Genomic DNA, 16,441 nt, shown 5'->3' on the forward strand with positions numbered 1-16,441 from the left:
CTTGGCTATGGTAGGCGCTTGCCAGCCCCCATTCCGGACTTTCACCGTATAGATGACGCCCATGCTGGGCGTACTAACAAAAAAGAGGAGCTGCATATATTGCGGCTCCTCTTTTTCATTGGATATCTCCCATGGATTTCTCGACGTACCCTGAGTTACCCATCATTCTTTGTACCAGATTAAGTATAGAATTACAGTGTTGCTCGCTCACGCCGGCTGAACGTTTTGCGTTTCTCGATCAGAACATTGACCGCATCCACGTAAGCTCTTGCACTCGCTTCCAGAATATCCGTGCTCAGGCCGCGGCCTTGTGCAGCCACATCGTTTTGCGACAGTACCACATGCACTTCACCTTGAGCATCTTTACCATGGGTTACCGATTTGATGGAATAATCCGCAAGCGTCACTTCTTCACCGGACACTTTGTCGATCGCATTATAAATCGCGTCTACAGAACCATTCCCCTCGGCTTCTTCCTCAATCGTCTGATCTTCTGTTGCAATGCGAACCCGGGCCGTTGGCGTTGATTCATTGCCATAAGCGACAAAGATCGTTTCCAATTTGAAAACTTCCGGTGTATCGATCAGTTTTTCTTCCAGCAAAGCCAGCAGGTCCTCATCGGATACTTCCTTCTTCTTGTCAGCCAGCACCTTGAATTTGGTGAATGCCTCATTCACTTGTTCTTCGCTCAAATCATAACCGAGATCCATCAGTTTCTCCCGGAAAGCATGACGGCCGGAGTGTTTGCCAAGTACCAGCTTGCTTTCCTTGAGTCCAATGGATTCCGGGGTCATAATTTCATATGTTGTCTTTTCTTTCAGCATTCCATCCTGATGAATACCAGATTCGTGAGCGAATGCATTCGCACCAACGATGGCTTTGTTGCCTGGAACGACCATACCGGTAAGCTTGCTGACAAGGCGGCTCGTGCGGGCAATCTCAGTCAGTGCAAGCCCCGTCTTCGCTCCGAAGAATTCGGCACGCGTCTCCAGCGCCATCGCAATCTCTTCAATGGCGGTGTTGCCTGCCCGTTCTCCGATACCGTTGATCGTGCCTTCAATCTGGTCGGCGCCATTCAGAATAGCGGCCAGCGTGTTGGCGGTAGCCATACCCAAATCGTTATGACAATGGGCGCTTAGCTGCACCTTTTCGATATCCGGAACGTTTTCCTTCAAGTATTTGAATATAGCTCCATATTCCGAAGGGTATAAATAACCTACCGTATCTGGAATATTCACAACACTGGCGCCTTCACGCACAGCCATTGCAACTACTTCAGCCATGAAATCCAGCTCGGTCCGTCCGGCATCCTCCAGGGAGAATTCCACTTTGGAAAAATACTTCTTGGCGTAACGGATGGAGGCTTGCGCCGTTTCCAGCACTTGCTGTTTCTCCATTCTCAGCTTGAATTTGCGATGAATCGGCGAAGTCGCCAAAAACACATGAATGCATGGGTCCTGTGCTCCAATAAGCGCTTCACGAACCGCATCGATGTCGCTCTCTCGGGAACGTGACAATCCGATAACGGTAACGTCCTTAACCGCGCGTGCCACGGCGTTCACAGCTGCAAGGTCTCCGGGTGACGCCGCTGGAAATCCGGCTTCCATGCGGTCGATTTTCAACTTTTCGAGTTGAAGGGCCATTTCCACCTTTTCCCGAGTGTTCAAATTCACGCCTGGTGATTGCTCCCCGTCTCTCAGTGTTGTATCAAAGACATAAATCTTTCGCATTATCGGCACCTCCTTGAAGTTTATCACACTTGAGGGAAACACCCGGCGGCAGGTTCGTTTATCCCCTGCCGCCGGCTGCTTCATCTAACGGATCGAATAGTCACAGCATCTTCTCACTGCCTGCTTGACTGTTCGTATCCGGAAGAATTCCTTATGAAATCTATATATTCTTATTTCTTGATCCAATGCATCATTTCACGAAGCTCTGCACCCACTACTTCGATTGGATGCTCAGACTCGTTACGACGAGTAGCTGTCAAGAATGCGCGGCCGGATTGGTTCTCAAGAATAAAGTCGCGAGCGAATTTACCCTGTTGAATATCGGAAAGCACTTCTTTCATTGCCTTCTTCGTATCTTCGGTTACAATGCGCGGACCAGTTACATAGTCACCATACTCAGCTGTGTTACTGATGGAATCACGCATGCTGGCAAGACCACCTTCATAGATCATGTCAACGATCAGTTTCAGCTCATGCAGACACTCGAAGTATGCCATTTCAGGAGCATATCCTGCTTCTGTCAGAGTTTCGAAACCGGCTTTAACCAATTCGGATACACCACCGCACAGTACTGCTTGCTCACCGAACAAGTCTGTTTCGGTCTCTTCACGGAAGGAAGTCTCGATAACGCCTGCACGAGTACAACCGATACCTTTTGCATAAGCCAAACCGATTGCCTTAGCTTGTCCAGTTGCATCTTTCTCGATTGCAATCAGTCCAGGTACGCCAAAGCCCTCAACATACGTACGACGAACCATGTGGCCAGGAGATTTAGGTGCAACCAGCAGGACATCATTGTCTTTCGGCGCTACGATTTGACCGAAATGAACGTTGAAACCGTGAGAGAACATCAGTGCCGCACCTTTTTTCAGGTTTGGTTCGATATCATTCTTGTAAACCGCTGCTTGTGTTTCATCCGGCATCAAGATTTGTACAACATCCGCACGGCTAACAGCTTCTGCTACAGGAAGCACTTCGAAACCATCGTTCTTCGCTTTGTCGAAGGATTTACCTTCCCGAAGGCCGATAACTACCTTAAGTCCGCTGTCGCGTAGGTTTTGTGCTTGGGCATGGCCCTGGCTACCGTAACCGATAACCGCGATCGTTTTGTCCTTCAATACGCTCAGTTCTGCATCTTGTTCATAATAAGTAGTAATTGCCATTTGTATAAGTCCTCCTTTGATTTTAAAGACCCTTCATGATGAGCGGGTATCTCAATAGACCAACGGATCTATCTTTCGATCTGCTGAGACACCCGCTCATACGATGCAGGTATCTAACACTTATCTTATATCACAATAACTTTGTCACCCATATAGAAGAGAATCGTATAATGATTACGCATTACCGCGAATCATCGCGGTAACCCCAGTCCGGGAAAGCTCCTGAATGCCATACGGCTTGAGGAGTTCGATCATAGCATCAATTTTGACAGTATCGCCAACAACCTGCACCATCATGTTAGCTGAGCCAATATCCACGACGGAAGCGCGGAAAGTCTCGACAACGCCCATGATTTCCGGTCTGGCCGAAGGCTCAGCCTTTACCTTGATCAGGGCTAGCTCTCTGGCTACCATCGGTTTGGAGCTAAGGTTAATAACTTTAATAACATCGATCAGCTTGTAAAGCTGCTTCTCCACCTGCTCCAATGTCGTTTCATCACCGGTGGTTACGATAACCATCCGGGATAACCCAACCTCTTCCGACTGCCCGACGGTAATACTTTCGATGTTAAAGCCTCTGCGTCCGAATAGCCCCGATACACGCTGCAGGACACCCGGCTGGTCGTTTACTAGTACAGCAATGGTATGTTTTGTACTCATCTTACGCATCCCCCATCAGCATTTGATCGATTGTCGACCCTTGCGTCACCATCGGATATACGTTCTCGCCTTTCTCAACGACGAATTCAACAAGGACGGGTCCCGGTGTTTCCATCGCTTCGGCCCAAGCACGCTGTGCTTCTTCTTTCGTTGTGGCGCGAAGTCCTTTGACACCATAGGCTTCAGCCAGCTTAACGAAATCAGGGCTTCCAGCCAGATCAATATGACTGTATCGGTTGTCGTAAATCAGCTCCTGCCATTGCCGAACCATGCCAAGCACTTGGTTGTTGATGACAACGATTTTTACCGGAATGTTGTTGATGGCGCAGATCGCCAGCTCCTGGGAACACATCTGCATACCGCCATCACCGTTGATCGAGATGACCAGCCGATCCGGATGCGCCATCTGGGCACCAATCGCGGACGGGAATCCGAAGCCCATCGTTCCAAGGCCTCCTGATGTGATCCATGAACGCGGTTGGTTGAACTTGTAATACTGTGCGGCCCACATCTGGTGCTGACCAACATCAGTCGTTACAATCGCTTCGCCCTTCGTCGTATCATTGAGCATTTCGATAACCCACTGCGGCTTCAGTACCGTATCCGAATCAACGTAGCGGAATGGGTATTCAGCCTTCCATTTGCTGATCTGGTCTCTCCAAGCATCCGCTTTGGCTGCGTATGAAACGATAGGATTCAGCATTTCAAGCACCGTTTTCACATCGCCGACAATCGGAATATCAGTCGGTACGTTCTTGCCGATCTCAGCCGGATCAATGTCGATATGGACGATTTTTGCATGCGGTGCAAATCCGTCCAGCTTGCCTGTAACCCTGTCATCAAATCTTGCTCCAATGTTGATCAGGAGGTCCGACTGCTGAATTCCATGGTTCGATGTATACGTTCCGTGCATACCCGGCATTCCTGTCCACAGATCATTACCGGTTGGGAAAGCACCAAGACCAAGCAGTGTGGTTGTGATCGGGATTCCGGTTTTGTTCACGAATTCGTGCAGACCTTCATGAGCCCCGGAGTAGATCACGCCGCCGCCTGCCAATATCATCGGGCGCTCCGCATCCTCAATCGCGCGGGCCAGTTTATCCAGCTGAAGCTTGTTCGGAACCGTTCGAGGATTATAACCTTTCAACTGAATCCGCTCTTCCGGTTGGAACAATGTGGTAGCTGCGGAGACGTCCTTCGGAATATCAATCAGTACAGGTCCTTTACGTCCAGTCGATGCAATATGGAACGCTTCATGGATCACTCTTGGCAGATCCTTTACATCTCTTACCAGGTAGCTGTGCTTCGTGATCGGCATCGTGATTCCTGTGATATCCGCTTCCTGGAAAGCATCGGTACCGATCAAGCTTGTTGCAACATTACCGGTTATGACAACGAGTGGAACGGAATCCATATAAGCTGTTGCGATCCCGGTCACAAGGTTGGTTGCCCCTGGTCCTGAAGTCGCTATACATACACCGACTTTTCCACTTGCACGGGCATAACCGTCAGCTGCATGAATGGCACCTTGCTCGTGACGGGTCAAGACATGGTTGAAATCCTCAAAACCATACATGGCATCATAGATATACAGGACAGCTCCGCCCGGATATCCGAAGACGCACTCGACACCTTCGAGCAGAAGACTCCGAAGCAAGATTTCCGATCCGGTAATCACTTCAGGCTTCAACCATTTCTCTCGTAATTGTTCTGTAGACCGCACTTCTGGAGTTTGCGCGCTCATCAGTCATCCTCCTCTCAAATATTGGCACTCACTTTCTCATGATCAAGCAATAAAAAAACCTTCCGTCGCCACACCCGGAGTATCTCCGTGTGAGGGACGAAAGGTTTAGCTTCCGTGGTACCACCCATGTTTGCCCTACACTTCGCAGTGTAAAGCCTCAGCAGGTATGAAGAACAATAAACATAGCCCTTCAATATCTGCAGTCCTTAACGCGGACTATAACGATTCCCCCTAATAAACGCGCTGTTACGACTTAATGCGATAAAGTCCTAGCGTAGCGCCTTTCAGGAAAACAGCTCCGAGGTGAGCTCGTATAAAAGGGATTAAGGTGGTGGTTTCAGCTGATCCAGCCACTCTCTGAGCAAAAGAGCCCTTTAAACTTCGTCCTCATCATTGCCGATTGGATATATTCGTTAAAATGTTTAGAAACATTATATGATTCATTCATTCCAGAAGTCAACACATTTATTTTGCTTCCGGTGTAAGGGGATCATTCACAGTGATATCATTTGACTCGCCTCCTTCACGCAAAACACCCTCTTAAAGCTTGCTACATATGATAAACGGAGCTTACTTTAAACGTCGCGAAGGGAGGGAGCAATATGATAATCCGTTATCGGAAACCCGGGTATGATGATCCGATGATTCTCCAGCTGATCGAGTCCCAGCTCGTTCCGCTTTCCCACATGACAAAAAAAGAGCTCGACACCATTCGTAAGGATATTCCTTCTCGATTACAACGCGGCGTTACCCTCGTTACTTCGTCGGAGAATGGTGACAGAGTCTTTGCTTTTATACATTTCATGATGCATGGCGAACTGCTGTATATCGACATGTTGGCCGTAGCATCCACAGCACAGCGAAAACGGTGGGGTGCCCGATTGATGGAGCATGCTGAACATTTCGCTGCAACCCGCGGATGCACACGCGCCAAAGTAATGGTAGATATTGGAAATACGTCTGGTCTGAACTTTTACCGAAAGCTCGGCTATACGGTGACCAGAATCATCGAACCCAGCCAGTGCTATGAGCTTAAAAAAAACCACTTGGTTTAATCACCAGAAGAAGCCTGGCCCAAAACCTGGTCCGAATCCGCCATAACCCGGTCCAAATCCACCGTACCCTGCCGGGTATCCACCCGGATATCCACCATAGCCGCCTCCATATCCACCCCCGAATGCATACGGTGCCGTTCCTATGGCAAGAAGATCAAATAAAGCCAGCGGAATAATCGCTTTAGTTCTTACTTTCTTTCCCTTGGTCTCCGGTGTCACAAAAAGACGGCTGCCCGAAACGCGGACCAGCTTGCCTGTCACCATCGTCCCGTCCTTCTTATACGCTACGATCTGTTTGCCCACATATGACTTCACTTTTGCCTTGCTGACAGGCTTGTGCATAAGATCCCTCCTCAGGTAATATACATTTCAATCTATTCCCGAGGGAGTTCACTTGCTTGTTTCATGGCCCTTTCGTTAGCAAAATATGAGCACATTCTCTATCATCGAAGCATACGTAACATTCGTAACCTACGTTTCAGCAGAGGTCATTTGCGAAAAGAAAACACAAAAAACCGCCGTAATCATACGGCGGTTTCTTCATACACGTTTAATTAAGCGTTCACTTTTTCTTTAGCTACAGTAGCCAAAGAATTGAACGCGTTCAGATCATTCACAGCCAGATCAGCGAGCATTTTGCGGTTAATGTCCACGCCAGCAAGCTTCAGACCATGCATCAATTTGCTGTAGGACAGACCGTTTTGGCGAGCTGCCGCGTTGATACGAACGATCCACAATTTGCGGAAATTACGCTTCGTATTACGACGATCCCGGTATGCATAAACGAGGGATTTCATAACCTGCTCGTTAGCAGTTTTAAAAATGCGGTGTTTGGAACCGAAATAACCTTTCGCAAGCTTCAATACTTTTTTATGTCGACGACGAACGACAAATCCGCCTTTAACTCGTGCCATATCAATAGACCTCCCAATAATTGTTGTTTACTATTTCAAGTTAGCCAGACCTTGCTTCAAACGTTTAACATCTCCAGGCGCCATAATAGGGCTGTTGGATAGCACGCGCTTCGCACGCTTGGATTTGTGGGAAAGCAAGTGGTTTTTGTAAGCTTTATAACGTCTTACTTTACCAGTACCGGTAATTTTGAAGCGGCCTTTCAGGCTGCTATGTGTTTTCATTTTAGGCATTGTAGTACTTCCTCCTCTAATTTCTCTTAGGCTTTTGGAGCCAAAATCATAATCATGCTGCGACCTTCCAATTTAGGATGGCGCTCAACGACGCAGAGATCTGCAACTTCTATTTTTACGCGTTCCAAAATTTTCTGGCCAATACTGGCATGGGTGATTTCACGACCACGGAAACGCACGGAGCATTTCACTTTGTCGCCTTCTTTCAAAAACTTGATGACATTGCGAAGCTTGGTTTGATAATCGTGCTCCTCAATGTTGGCACGGAACCATACTTCTTTGATATCTACAACTTTCTGGTTCTTGCGCGCTTCCTTCTCTTTCTTCTGCTGCTCATAGCGGAATTTACCGTAGTCCATGATGCGACATACCGGTGGTTTCGCCTGAGGGGCTACGTTCACCAGATCCAGATTGAGATCAATTGCCATTTGCAGTGCTTCACGAATCGGTGTGATCCCGATTTGCTCACCTTCGGCACCAACCAAACGTACTTCCTTGGCCCGAATCTCGTCATTGATCATATGTTCTTTACTGATAGTCCTCCACCTCCAAATTACTTGTTGTTCCTGTTTGCAAAAAAATAAAGGGATGCCGGGTTAAACACCGACATCCCTATTTGATACTCATCTCACAAATGAAGTTGAATCCATTCATTGATTTCGTGATCAAACCAGCCAACATATGTCGGTCAGGTGAGAAGCGGTGCTTCTGCTTGCAATCAGATATTCTGTTTAACAGACTACGATAGTATAACAGGTTATACAATCCCGTGTCAACACAGAATGGTAAAATTCTTGATTACCCTTGTTTGCTCTGTACCTCTTCAAGGCGCACAACGCGGGTATGCTCCGTATGACTCCACTGCTTGTTGTTCTGCGTGAAGAACGCATATACCGTGATAGGATACCACGAAAGCAAGTAGATCGGGAACAGTACCAGGTACAGATATACCTTCTTGTACTTCACCTTTTCCAGGAGCATGGCGATCATGAAGGTGAAGATATTCGCTGCGATCGCTGTAAAGCTCAGCCATAACGGTAGATAACCGTATAGATTCGCAATATTCGGACCATCAAAGAAAGAATTGTCAATCCAGATGACGGCTGTCAACAAGAAAGTCAGCAACACGATGTAAACGTTGACCCCGTACAATGCCAGGTCCAACTTTACGAGGCTGCGTTCTTTAATGGCACGCCACAGCAGCGGGAAGAAATAACGGCGGGCAACCGTAAAGTGGCCCTGCATCCAGCGCAGACGCTGTCTGGCCGAAGCCTTAAACGTAAGCGGCTTTTCGTCAAATACCTTTGCGTCATAGTTGAACTTCGGGTATACGCCGCGCATAACACTGCGCATCGTAAACTCTAGGTCCTCAACCAGACTGGTCGCGCCCCAGCCAATCTCCTTCAGCAGATTGGTCTCAAAGCACATTCCCGTACCGCCAAGGAAGTTAGCCATATTCAGATTGCTGCGGGAAAGCTGCCACAGACGGTTGATATACCAATACGACACCCCGTAAGAAGCAGTGATCCAAGAATCTTCTGGGTTCTTGGTATCGATATATCCCTGGATAACTCTCGCTCCAGAGCAAAGATCATTGTTCATTTCATTCAGGAAATTTGGATCTGCCAGATTATCCGCGTCGAACATAACGACTGCATCATACTGGCGCGGCATTGCCCAGAGCTCCTTAAGCATCCACTCGATGGCGTAACCCTTGCCTCGCAGATTCTGATTCGTGCGTACGCAAGCGTTCATCCCGTGGGCACGGACGATCTCTGCAGTACGGTCTGTACAGTTGTCACAGATGACAAATACATCGTACAGATCTTTCGGATAATTAAGCTGTTTCAGGTTCTCCATGAGAGCCCCGACAACCTGCTCTTCATTGTGCGCAGCAACTAGCACTGCGAACGATTTATTTGGTTCAAAATGCTGTTTCTTTTTTCTCTTGATCAGACCAAACAAAGAGAATACGAACTGGTACACACCCACCGCGGCCAAAAATAATTGGAGCGCGATAAAGATGGCGTCTGTCATGATTCTCCGTTACCCCCTTTTTTTAACCCGAGAATGTTTGTTTTTTTCTCTCTAAGTTTTTCGCTATTTTTATTGCTGTATGACCCTGTGACTTGTGTGTCTGTCTTCAGTAGCCTCGGTGCCTCGGGGCAACTTTGCACATCATACACGATTTTCCACACTTTTGAATCTTTTGTCAAAACCGTGGAATGCTCTAATTTACGGAAAAACTTCGTAAAAGAGCTCAGCTTGCAATCCAGTTTGCCAGCAAGCTTCGTTTCAAATGGCATTAGTTCTTATTTTCATCCGTTTTCTTACTTTTTATTTCTCTTTGCCGCCCATCTTTTCTGGAATCGACTTGTCCGCCAATTAATAAACGCAACAGATGACCAAAAAGTTGTATTGCGGCATTCTCTTTTTCTAATAAACTTTTTGATGTCTGTTTGAATCATTGTATCGGCAACTTAAATTCAAGTCAAAAGACTACGGTCCCTGATTTTCTACAAAATGCGCGCCGCCGACTACCGCCTAAGTAGCAGGCAGCCAGCAAGAACCCTGTTGGTAAAGCTTCTCCTTACCAGGACTAAAGTCCCTTTGATTGGAGGATGGTACTGGTTGATTTCTTTTCTCAAAATCGATATGTTAAAGGTAATGAATATCGCTGCAGAACGGGTGAAAAGTAGTGGCTAAAAAAAGAGTCTTGCTGTTATCTGAAGGGTTCGGTGCCGGACATACACAGGCCGCTCATGCTCTCTCCAGCAACTTGCGCCAGTTGTCGCCTAGCATACAGACCAAAGTTCTCGAGCTTGGAAGCTTCTTGAACCCCAAAATTGCTCCACTGATCATTTCGGCCTACAGAAAGACGATTACAACTCGCCCCAGACTGGTTGGGTACATGTACCGCCACCAGAAGTCATTTAACCGTTTTACCGCTCTAGCCCTTCATCGCATGTTCTATACAAGTACGAAGAACGTGGTCAAGCAGCTCCGGCCAGACATCATCGTGTGCACTCACTTCATCCCCAGCGCAGTCATCTCGCGTTTAAAACGGCTGGGCACAAATGTGCCCCTGTGTACCGTTATAACCGATTATGATGCTCACGATACATGGATCAGCCCGGAGGTCGACCGATATTTCGTATCCACGCCGGAAGTGAAGCGCAAACTGCTGAGCCGCGGAGTTTCCCATGCGAAAATTCAGGTCACCGGCATCCCGATCCATCCCGATTTCTGGACCCATCCGAGCAAGGAAGAAATCAGGGTGCAGTTTAATCTGTTAAATATGCCCACGGTGCTTGTCATGGGCGGAGGCTGGGGGATCATGAATGATGAGGTCGTGCACGAATTTTTAACCCGATGGCGTGAAGAAATCCAAATTATATTTTGTTTCGGCAACAATGACAAGGGTCGGGAGGAAATGGAAAGCAATCCAAGATTCCAGCATCCGAACATCCGGATTTTGGGTTTTACGCGCGAGATCGACAAGCTGATGGAGGTATCGGATTTGCTTGTTACTAAACCGGGCGGCATGACGTGCACGGAAGGCCTGGCCAAAGGAATTCCCATGCTGTTTCACCAGCCCCTTCCAGGGCAGGAAGAAGAGAATTGCCAATACTTCACAGCGCAAGGTCTGGGCGAGCCTATTCAATCGCTAGAAGTTCTTGAAAAATGGATGAACAAGCTTCTGCAACAATATGACCTGCTCCAACAGCAGCGGGCCCAGAATTTGCAAAATATCGAACGCTCCCATCCGATGCAAAGCGCCCGCAGCATCATCGATATGCTGGAAAATGAAAAGGTGTACTCCTAAAGCAGGAGTACACCTTTTTTGGTGCTTATATCCGAGAGCCTATCTCAAAATTGATAGATTTCCTTCTATTATAATAGATGAAAACGCAATCATAGGGAAGTCCGCCTGGAGACTATATTATTTACCGTATTTTTCAAGGCGATTCTTCTGGTACGAAGCAAGGGCTTCCTTGCCGACTATAACCTCGCAACGATGGATCTGCATTCCTTGACCCACGAATTTCGTCTCGTATTCCGTCATCACATGCTCCTCGTTCAATCCATCACGGTGCAAGTCCAGCGAAATATTGGTCATTTGCAGCCCATAATCGGCAAAAGCATTCAGAGAAAATTCAAAGAGGGTCACCGAATCGGTTTTGAAGTGAATTTCTCCGCGCTCGTTCAGGATCTGGGAATACTTGTCCAGAAAACGCGGGTGCGTTAAACGGCGGCGAGCATGCTTTGCTTTTGGCCATGGATCGCTGAAGTTCAAGTACATTCGTTCAATTTCACCAGGTTCAAACACTTCTTCAACATTCTCAATATTGAACAAGGCGAGCTTCAAGTTCGGAGGTGTAGTGATATCATCCTGAGCCCACGCATTACGCCCCTTCTCACTTGCCCGGCGAATCAGCTCATCATACATATCAACCCCGATAAAATTCACATTCTGATGCTTATAACTCATCTGACTGATAAACTGCCCTTTGCCCATGCCGAATTCTACATGAATCGGAAGGTCATTGCCAAACAAAGAAGCCCATTTTCCTCTATATTGACCGGGGTCCAAAACGACCAGGTCTTCCTGCTGCTCCAGATTTTCCCGTATTCCTTTTCTTCCGCGTAACCGCATGTCATACCTCCGAAACTTTCCAAGTAAGATTTAGATTGATATCAAGATACTGCACCTATTGTGACGAAGTTAGTCCCAAAAGTAAAGAGCCCATAGAAAAAGGAACCCGAGCTTTGCCTTGGCAAAGCCTTAGGTTCCTTTTTCATATATTTGGAATTGGGGTTCCGCGATAGTTAAACTGTGGAATAGTTTACCTCTCTTCTGCCATAAAATCAAATGTCTTCTCATAGGCAGCCCGAATCTTGCGTTGTGCTGAAGCCTTTACATCCTTATTGGCACTAAATGCTACACCCGTGAGGGCCAAAGCTTCATTCGGGGTGAGTTCCACAGTGATTCTTTCCTTGCTTCCATTGTGAATAGCTGACGAATTCATTCGTAATCACCTCACGGTATAATTGTATCCATGACGTCACACAAATATGAATCCTATCCAATATTACCCTCGCCAAAATAGGTTGAATCATTTATTTATTTATCTATTTTAAATATATCAATTATATGTAAACCATTCAAGTAACAATGCCTGAATTAGGCTCGAAGACCTGTATATGACGCAGTTCTTTATTTTTTGTTACAATGGATGTATCTGTATAAATCAGTTGAGATTGCTATAAAGGAGCCAACATGAGCACACCACATATAACGATCCCCAAGCTATGGGGAGACAAAAGATTTCATACGTGGAATTACGAAATGCGCAGCCAATTCCAAGAGAAGATATTTAAAGTGATGCTGGATGCCGGCTTTACGTGCCCAAACCGTGACGGCACGATTGCCAAGGGAGGCTGCACCTTCTGCAGTGCGCGAGGCTCAGGAGATTTTGCGGGACGCCGCCGGGATGACCTCGTTACCCAATTCAATACCATTCGTGACAGACAGCATCAGAAATGGCCGACTGCCAAATATATCGGCTATTTTCAAGCCTATACCAATACCTATGCTCCTGTCGAGGAGCTTCGGGAATACTATGAAGAAATTCTCCAGCAGCCCGGTGTTGTCGGTCTGTCGATCGCTACGCGCCCTGACTGCCTGCCTGACGATGTCGTGGAATATTTGGCTGAGCTGAATGAGCGTACGTATCTGTGGGTGGAGATGGGACTGCAAACAATTCATGATTCCACCTCCGAGCTGATCAATCGGGCCCATGATACGGAGTGTTATTTCAAAGCGGTCGAGAAGCTCCGTAAGCATAACATCCGTGTCTGCACGCACATCATCTACGGTCTTCCGCAAGAGGACCGTGACATGATGCTGGCTACAGGCCGAGCGGTGGCCAATATGGATGTACAAGGAATCAAGATACATCTGTTGCATCTGATGCGCAAAACTCCAATGGTAAAACAATATGAAGCCGGACTGCTGCGTTTTCTCGAGCAGGATGAATACATCAACCTTATCGTGGATAGCCTGGAGTTTCTGCCGCCGGACATGATTGTACACCGCCTGACTGGAGATGCTCCTCGCGATCTCTTGATTGGACCTACATGGAGCCTTAACAAATGGCAAGTGCTCAACGGAATAGATGCTGAACTAAAGCGCCGGGAGACCTGGCAAGGAAAATTGTGGGGGGTGTCCTGATGGGTTTCCTGTCGGTATTGAGTTTTGCCCATAAACTGGTGTCCGAAAGGCTTCGCCCTGGAGACACCGCAGTGGATGCCACGGCTGGAACAGGGGCAGATACTTTATTTCTGGCTAAAACCATAGGGACAAAAGGCCATGTTCATGCTTTTGATATTCAGGAGCAGGCGCTGGTACTTACGCGCGACAGGCTCACTAAGGAATCACCCGGTACCCTTGGCGGAATTACGCTTCATCACCAAAGCCATGCTCTCATGAAGAGCTGCATTCCAGAGCATGATCATGGTCATGTAGGTGCCATCATGTTCAATCTCGGTTATCTGCCGGTGGATTCATCCGATAAACAGATTATGACAGAAACTGCGAGTACACTGGAAGCTCTAGAGGCTGCCATCGAGCTGCTCCGTCCTGGCGGCATCGTCACCATCGTGCTGTATCCAGGCCACAGAGGCGGAGATACCGAAGCGGATGCTGTGCAAGCGTGGGCTGCAAAATTGCCGCAGCAAAGCGTGCAGACAATTCTATATCGTGGTCTTCAGCGTTCTGAGGCGCCTTTCCTCATTGCACTGGAACGAAAGAAGACGTTATGATATAAGTTCTTAAGAGAGTTTTCATGTAGTATTAGGCATCCTTAGAATAAGTCAACCATGAAGAAAGGTAGATGATTATGATGACAAAACCATATCCACTATTATTCCAACCTGAATTTAAAGAACGTGTATGGGGCGGCCGCGCCCTGGAACAGTTCGGCCTTGATATCCCCGCAGGCCATATCGGAGAAGGCTGGATGATCGCTGACCATCCCAACGGTACGACCCACATTGTAAACGGTGAGCTTGCCGGCCTGGGACTGGACCAAGTTCGGGAACAATTCGGTCAGGAATGGTTCGGAAGCAAAGGATTCTCTGAAGTTAACGGACGTTTCCCTCTGCTGATCAAACTGCTTGACTGTAATGATAACCTTTCGGTTCAGGTCCATCCGACTGATGATTACGAAGGACTTCCGAAAGGCGAGCTTGGCAAAACTGAAATGTGGTATATCCTTGCTGCCAAGCCCGACGCCAAAATCATTTACGGTTTGAAAGATGGTGTTAGCCGTGAAACTCTGAAGGAAGCTATGGAAAACGGCACGGTAATGGACCAGCTGCAAGAAGTGTCCGTAAAAGCCGGAGATACCTTCTACATACCTGCCGGTACGGTACATGCACTCTGCGCGGGTGTTGTCGTAGCCGAAATTCAGCAAAACTCGGATACAACGTACCGGATTTTCGATTATAATCGCCCTGGCCTTGATGGCAAGCCGCGCGAGCTTCATATCGAGGACTCGTTGAACGTGACGGCCTATGAAGGCTCTGGAGCGACCACAATGAGCACAGAAGAAACCAAGCCTGGAGAATGGCTTGAGCTTGCGAAATCACCTTATTTTATCGTGGAAAAGGGTGTTGTCAATGGTGCCTGGTCCTTGTCGACTTCGGCAGAAAGCTTCACGATCGTAGTTGTATGTGACGGTCAAGGCACACTTAGCTGGGATAACGGTTCCATCGACTATACGTCGGGACAATGCTTCCTGCTGCCAGCCAACCTGGGAGCCTATAAATTAGATGGGCAGTCCACTGTTCTTCGTTCATATCTTCCTTAAACCGGGTATAAATCATTTATAGTAACCACTCGTTATTGTGGAGGTGTTATACCTTACATGCAAACCGACACGTTTACGATGCTGAATACGCAGGGCATGCATGTGTTTGTATATCAATGGCTGCCGGATGGGGATACGCCTATTCGCGCCATTTTGCAAATTGCGCATGGTATGTGTGAGACCGGAAAACGTTACGAGGAGCTTGCCGAGCTGCTTACAGGGCATGGCTACGCCGTATACTGCAATGATCATCGAGGTCATGGACAAACGGCCGGTCTAGAGCTTCTGGGAGATGTGGGCGAAGATGGATTCGAGGGAATGATTGAAGACCAGCTGCTTCTTGCTTCCGAGCTTAAGAAACGTCATGCAAGTGTACCCCACTACTTGATGGGACACAGCATGGGGTCTTTCTTGACACAAAAGATGATGTGTCTGAACGGCGATATATTCGACGGATTCATTCTGTCAGGCACCAACGGTCCACAGAAACTGCTGACCTTCGGCATGAATTTGGCAGCTGCGCAAATGCGTTTCCAAGGAAGTACGCATCCAAGTCTGATGCTGAACGCCATCGTGTTCGGCCCATACAGCAAAGGCTTCGGCACCATCCGTACGCCATTCGATTGGTTATCCCGAGATGAAATGGAAGTGGATAAGTATATCGACGACCCGTACTGCGGCAAGGTATGCAGCGCTCGTTTCTTCCGCGATTTCTTCAAGCTGCTGTCCCAGCTTCATAAGCCCTCATTGATGGAATGTCTGCTGAAGGATAAGCCGGTTTATATCTTCTCCGGCGAAGAAGATCCTGTCGGACACCGCGGCGAGGGCGTGAGGCGCTTGATTGAATTATACCGGAAATACGGCCTTCAAGACCTGGAGTACCGTTTGTATCCGGGCGGGCGTCATGAAATGCTGCATGAGATCAACCGGGATGAAGTAGCAGCCGATGTTCTTGACTGGCTCGAGCGTCATACATCCTCATCGAATGAGGACCCGCAGGTATCGATGCCGATGTTGTAGTGTGTAATGGTAATGAATGCATAAAAGGGATGCCCCCGGTTTCATCCGGG

General features: G+C 47.8%; 17 protein-coding genes. 6 read left to right on the forward strand and 11 right to left on the reverse strand.

The window, feature by feature from the left end:
• Positions 1-191: 191 nt before the first annotated feature.
• The 4 genes from AM231_RS18540 to ilvB all read right to left on the reverse strand — a co-directional run bounded on the left by AM231_RS18540 (position 192) and on the right by ilvB (position 5,297).
• Positions 192-1,730 (reverse strand): 2-isopropylmalate synthase, encoded by a 1,539-nt coding sequence (locus AM231_RS18540; RefSeq protein ID WP_054403970.1) that lies wholly within the window; start codon positions 1,728-1,730, stop codon positions 192-194.
• Between the two features lie 170 nt (positions 1,731-1,900).
• A complete protein-coding gene (gene ilvC, locus AM231_RS18545) occupies positions 1,901-2,893 on the reverse strand; it encodes a ketol-acid reductoisomerase (protein ID WP_053491839.1) in 993 nt (330 codons plus the stop codon).
• Between the two features lie 174 nt (positions 2,894-3,067).
• Positions 3,068-3,553, reverse strand: coding sequence for an acetolactate synthase small subunit (gene ilvN, locus AM231_RS18550; RefSeq protein ID WP_053491838.1), 486 nt, complete (start codon positions 3,551-3,553; stop codon positions 3,068-3,070).
• A 1-nt stretch (position 3,554) separates the two neighbouring features.
• The gene (ilvB, locus tag AM231_RS18555; protein WP_054403971.1) at positions 3,555-5,297 is read right to left on the reverse strand and encodes a biosynthetic-type acetolactate synthase large subunit; all 1,743 of its coding nucleotides are present in this window, start codon (positions 5,295-5,297) and stop codon (positions 3,555-3,557) included.
• A gap of 605 nt (positions 5,298-5,902) precedes the next feature.
• On the opposite strand from ilvB, the gene AM231_RS18560 reads away from it, so the two are divergent.
• Positions 5,903-6,352 (forward strand): GNAT family N-acetyltransferase, encoded by a 450-nt coding sequence (locus AM231_RS18560; protein WP_053494118.1) that lies wholly within the window; start codon positions 5,903-5,905, stop codon positions 6,350-6,352.
• Here AM231_RS18560 and AM231_RS18565 read toward each other — a convergent pair whose 3' ends face one another.
• From AM231_RS18565 to AM231_RS18585, 5 genes are all read right to left on the reverse strand, one after another.
• Positions 6,353-6,694, reverse strand: a complete 342-nt coding sequence (locus AM231_RS18565; protein ID WP_053491836.1) for a hypothetical protein — start codon at positions 6,692-6,694, stop codon at positions 6,353-6,355. It lies immediately after the preceding gene.
• A gap of 212 nt (positions 6,695-6,906) precedes the next feature.
• A complete protein-coding gene (gene rplT, locus AM231_RS18570; protein WP_006212255.1) occupies positions 6,907-7,266 on the reverse strand; it encodes a 50S ribosomal protein L20 in 360 nt (119 codons plus the stop codon).
• 30 nt (positions 7,267-7,296) lie between these two features.
• The gene (rpmI, locus tag AM231_RS18575; RefSeq protein ID WP_053491835.1) at positions 7,297-7,497 is read right to left on the reverse strand and encodes a 50S ribosomal protein L35; all 201 of its coding nucleotides are present in this window, start codon (positions 7,495-7,497) and stop codon (positions 7,297-7,299) included.
• A 26-nt stretch (positions 7,498-7,523) separates the two neighbouring features.
• The gene (gene infC, locus AM231_RS18580; RefSeq protein WP_053491834.1) at positions 7,524-8,018 is read right to left on the reverse strand and encodes a translation initiation factor IF-3; all 495 of its coding nucleotides are present in this window, start codon (positions 8,016-8,018) and stop codon (positions 7,524-7,526) included.
• A 277-nt stretch (positions 8,019-8,295) separates the two neighbouring features.
• Positions 8,296-9,534, reverse strand: a complete 1,239-nt coding sequence (locus AM231_RS18585; protein WP_053491833.1) for a glycosyltransferase family 2 protein — start codon at positions 9,532-9,534, stop codon at positions 8,296-8,298.
• A 661-nt stretch (positions 9,535-10,195) separates the two neighbouring features.
• Here AM231_RS18585 and AM231_RS18595 point away from each other — a divergent pair.
• Positions 10,196-11,323 (forward strand): MGDG synthase family glycosyltransferase, encoded by a 1,128-nt coding sequence (locus AM231_RS18595; protein ID WP_054403972.1) that lies wholly within the window; start codon positions 10,196-10,198, stop codon positions 11,321-11,323.
• Between the two features lie 117 nt (positions 11,324-11,440).
• Here AM231_RS18595 and trmB read toward each other — a convergent pair whose 3' ends face one another.
• Positions 11,441-12,154 carry a tRNA (guanosine(46)-N7)-methyltransferase TrmB gene (gene trmB / locus AM231_RS18600; RefSeq protein WP_053491830.1) on the reverse strand — a complete coding sequence of 238 codons (714 nt, stop codon included), beginning with the start codon at positions 12,152-12,154 and terminating at the stop codon, positions 11,441-11,443.
• 190 nt (positions 12,155-12,344) lie between these two features.
• The gene (locus tag AM231_RS18605) at positions 12,345-12,527 is read right to left on the reverse strand and encodes a hypothetical protein (protein ID WP_054403973.1); all 183 of its coding nucleotides are present in this window, start codon (positions 12,525-12,527) and stop codon (positions 12,345-12,347) included.
• Positions 12,528-12,778: 251 nt separating this feature from the next.
• On the opposite strand from AM231_RS18605, the gene mnmL reads away from it, so the two are divergent.
• From mnmL to AM231_RS18625, 4 genes are all read left to right on the forward strand, one after another.
• A complete protein-coding gene (gene mnmL, locus AM231_RS18610) occupies positions 12,779-13,732 on the forward strand; it encodes a tRNA modification radical SAM protein MnmL/YtqA (RefSeq protein ID WP_054403974.1) in 954 nt (317 codons plus the stop codon).
• Positions 13,732-14,322 (forward strand): tRNA 5-(aminomethyl)-2-thiouridylate-methyltransferase MnmM, encoded by a 591-nt coding sequence (mnmM, locus tag AM231_RS18615; RefSeq protein ID WP_054403975.1) that lies wholly within the window; start codon positions 13,732-13,734, stop codon positions 14,320-14,322. The genes mnmL and mnmM overlap by 1 nt, the downstream gene beginning before the upstream one ends.
• A gap of 80 nt (positions 14,323-14,402) precedes the next feature.
• A complete protein-coding gene (locus tag AM231_RS18620) occupies positions 14,403-15,371 on the forward strand; it encodes a type I phosphomannose isomerase catalytic subunit (protein WP_054404270.1) in 969 nt (322 codons plus the stop codon).
• Between the two features lie 57 nt (positions 15,372-15,428).
• Positions 15,429-16,391 (forward strand): alpha/beta hydrolase, encoded by a 963-nt coding sequence (locus AM231_RS18625; protein WP_054403976.1) that lies wholly within the window; start codon positions 15,429-15,431, stop codon positions 16,389-16,391.
• Positions 16,392-16,441: the final 50 nt, after the last annotated feature.

The sequence above is a fragment of the Paenibacillus solani genome (assembly GCF_001277345.1).
GTDB classification, from domain to species: Bacteria; Bacillota; Bacilli; order Paenibacillales; family Paenibacillaceae; genus Paenibacillus_AQ; species Paenibacillus_AQ solani.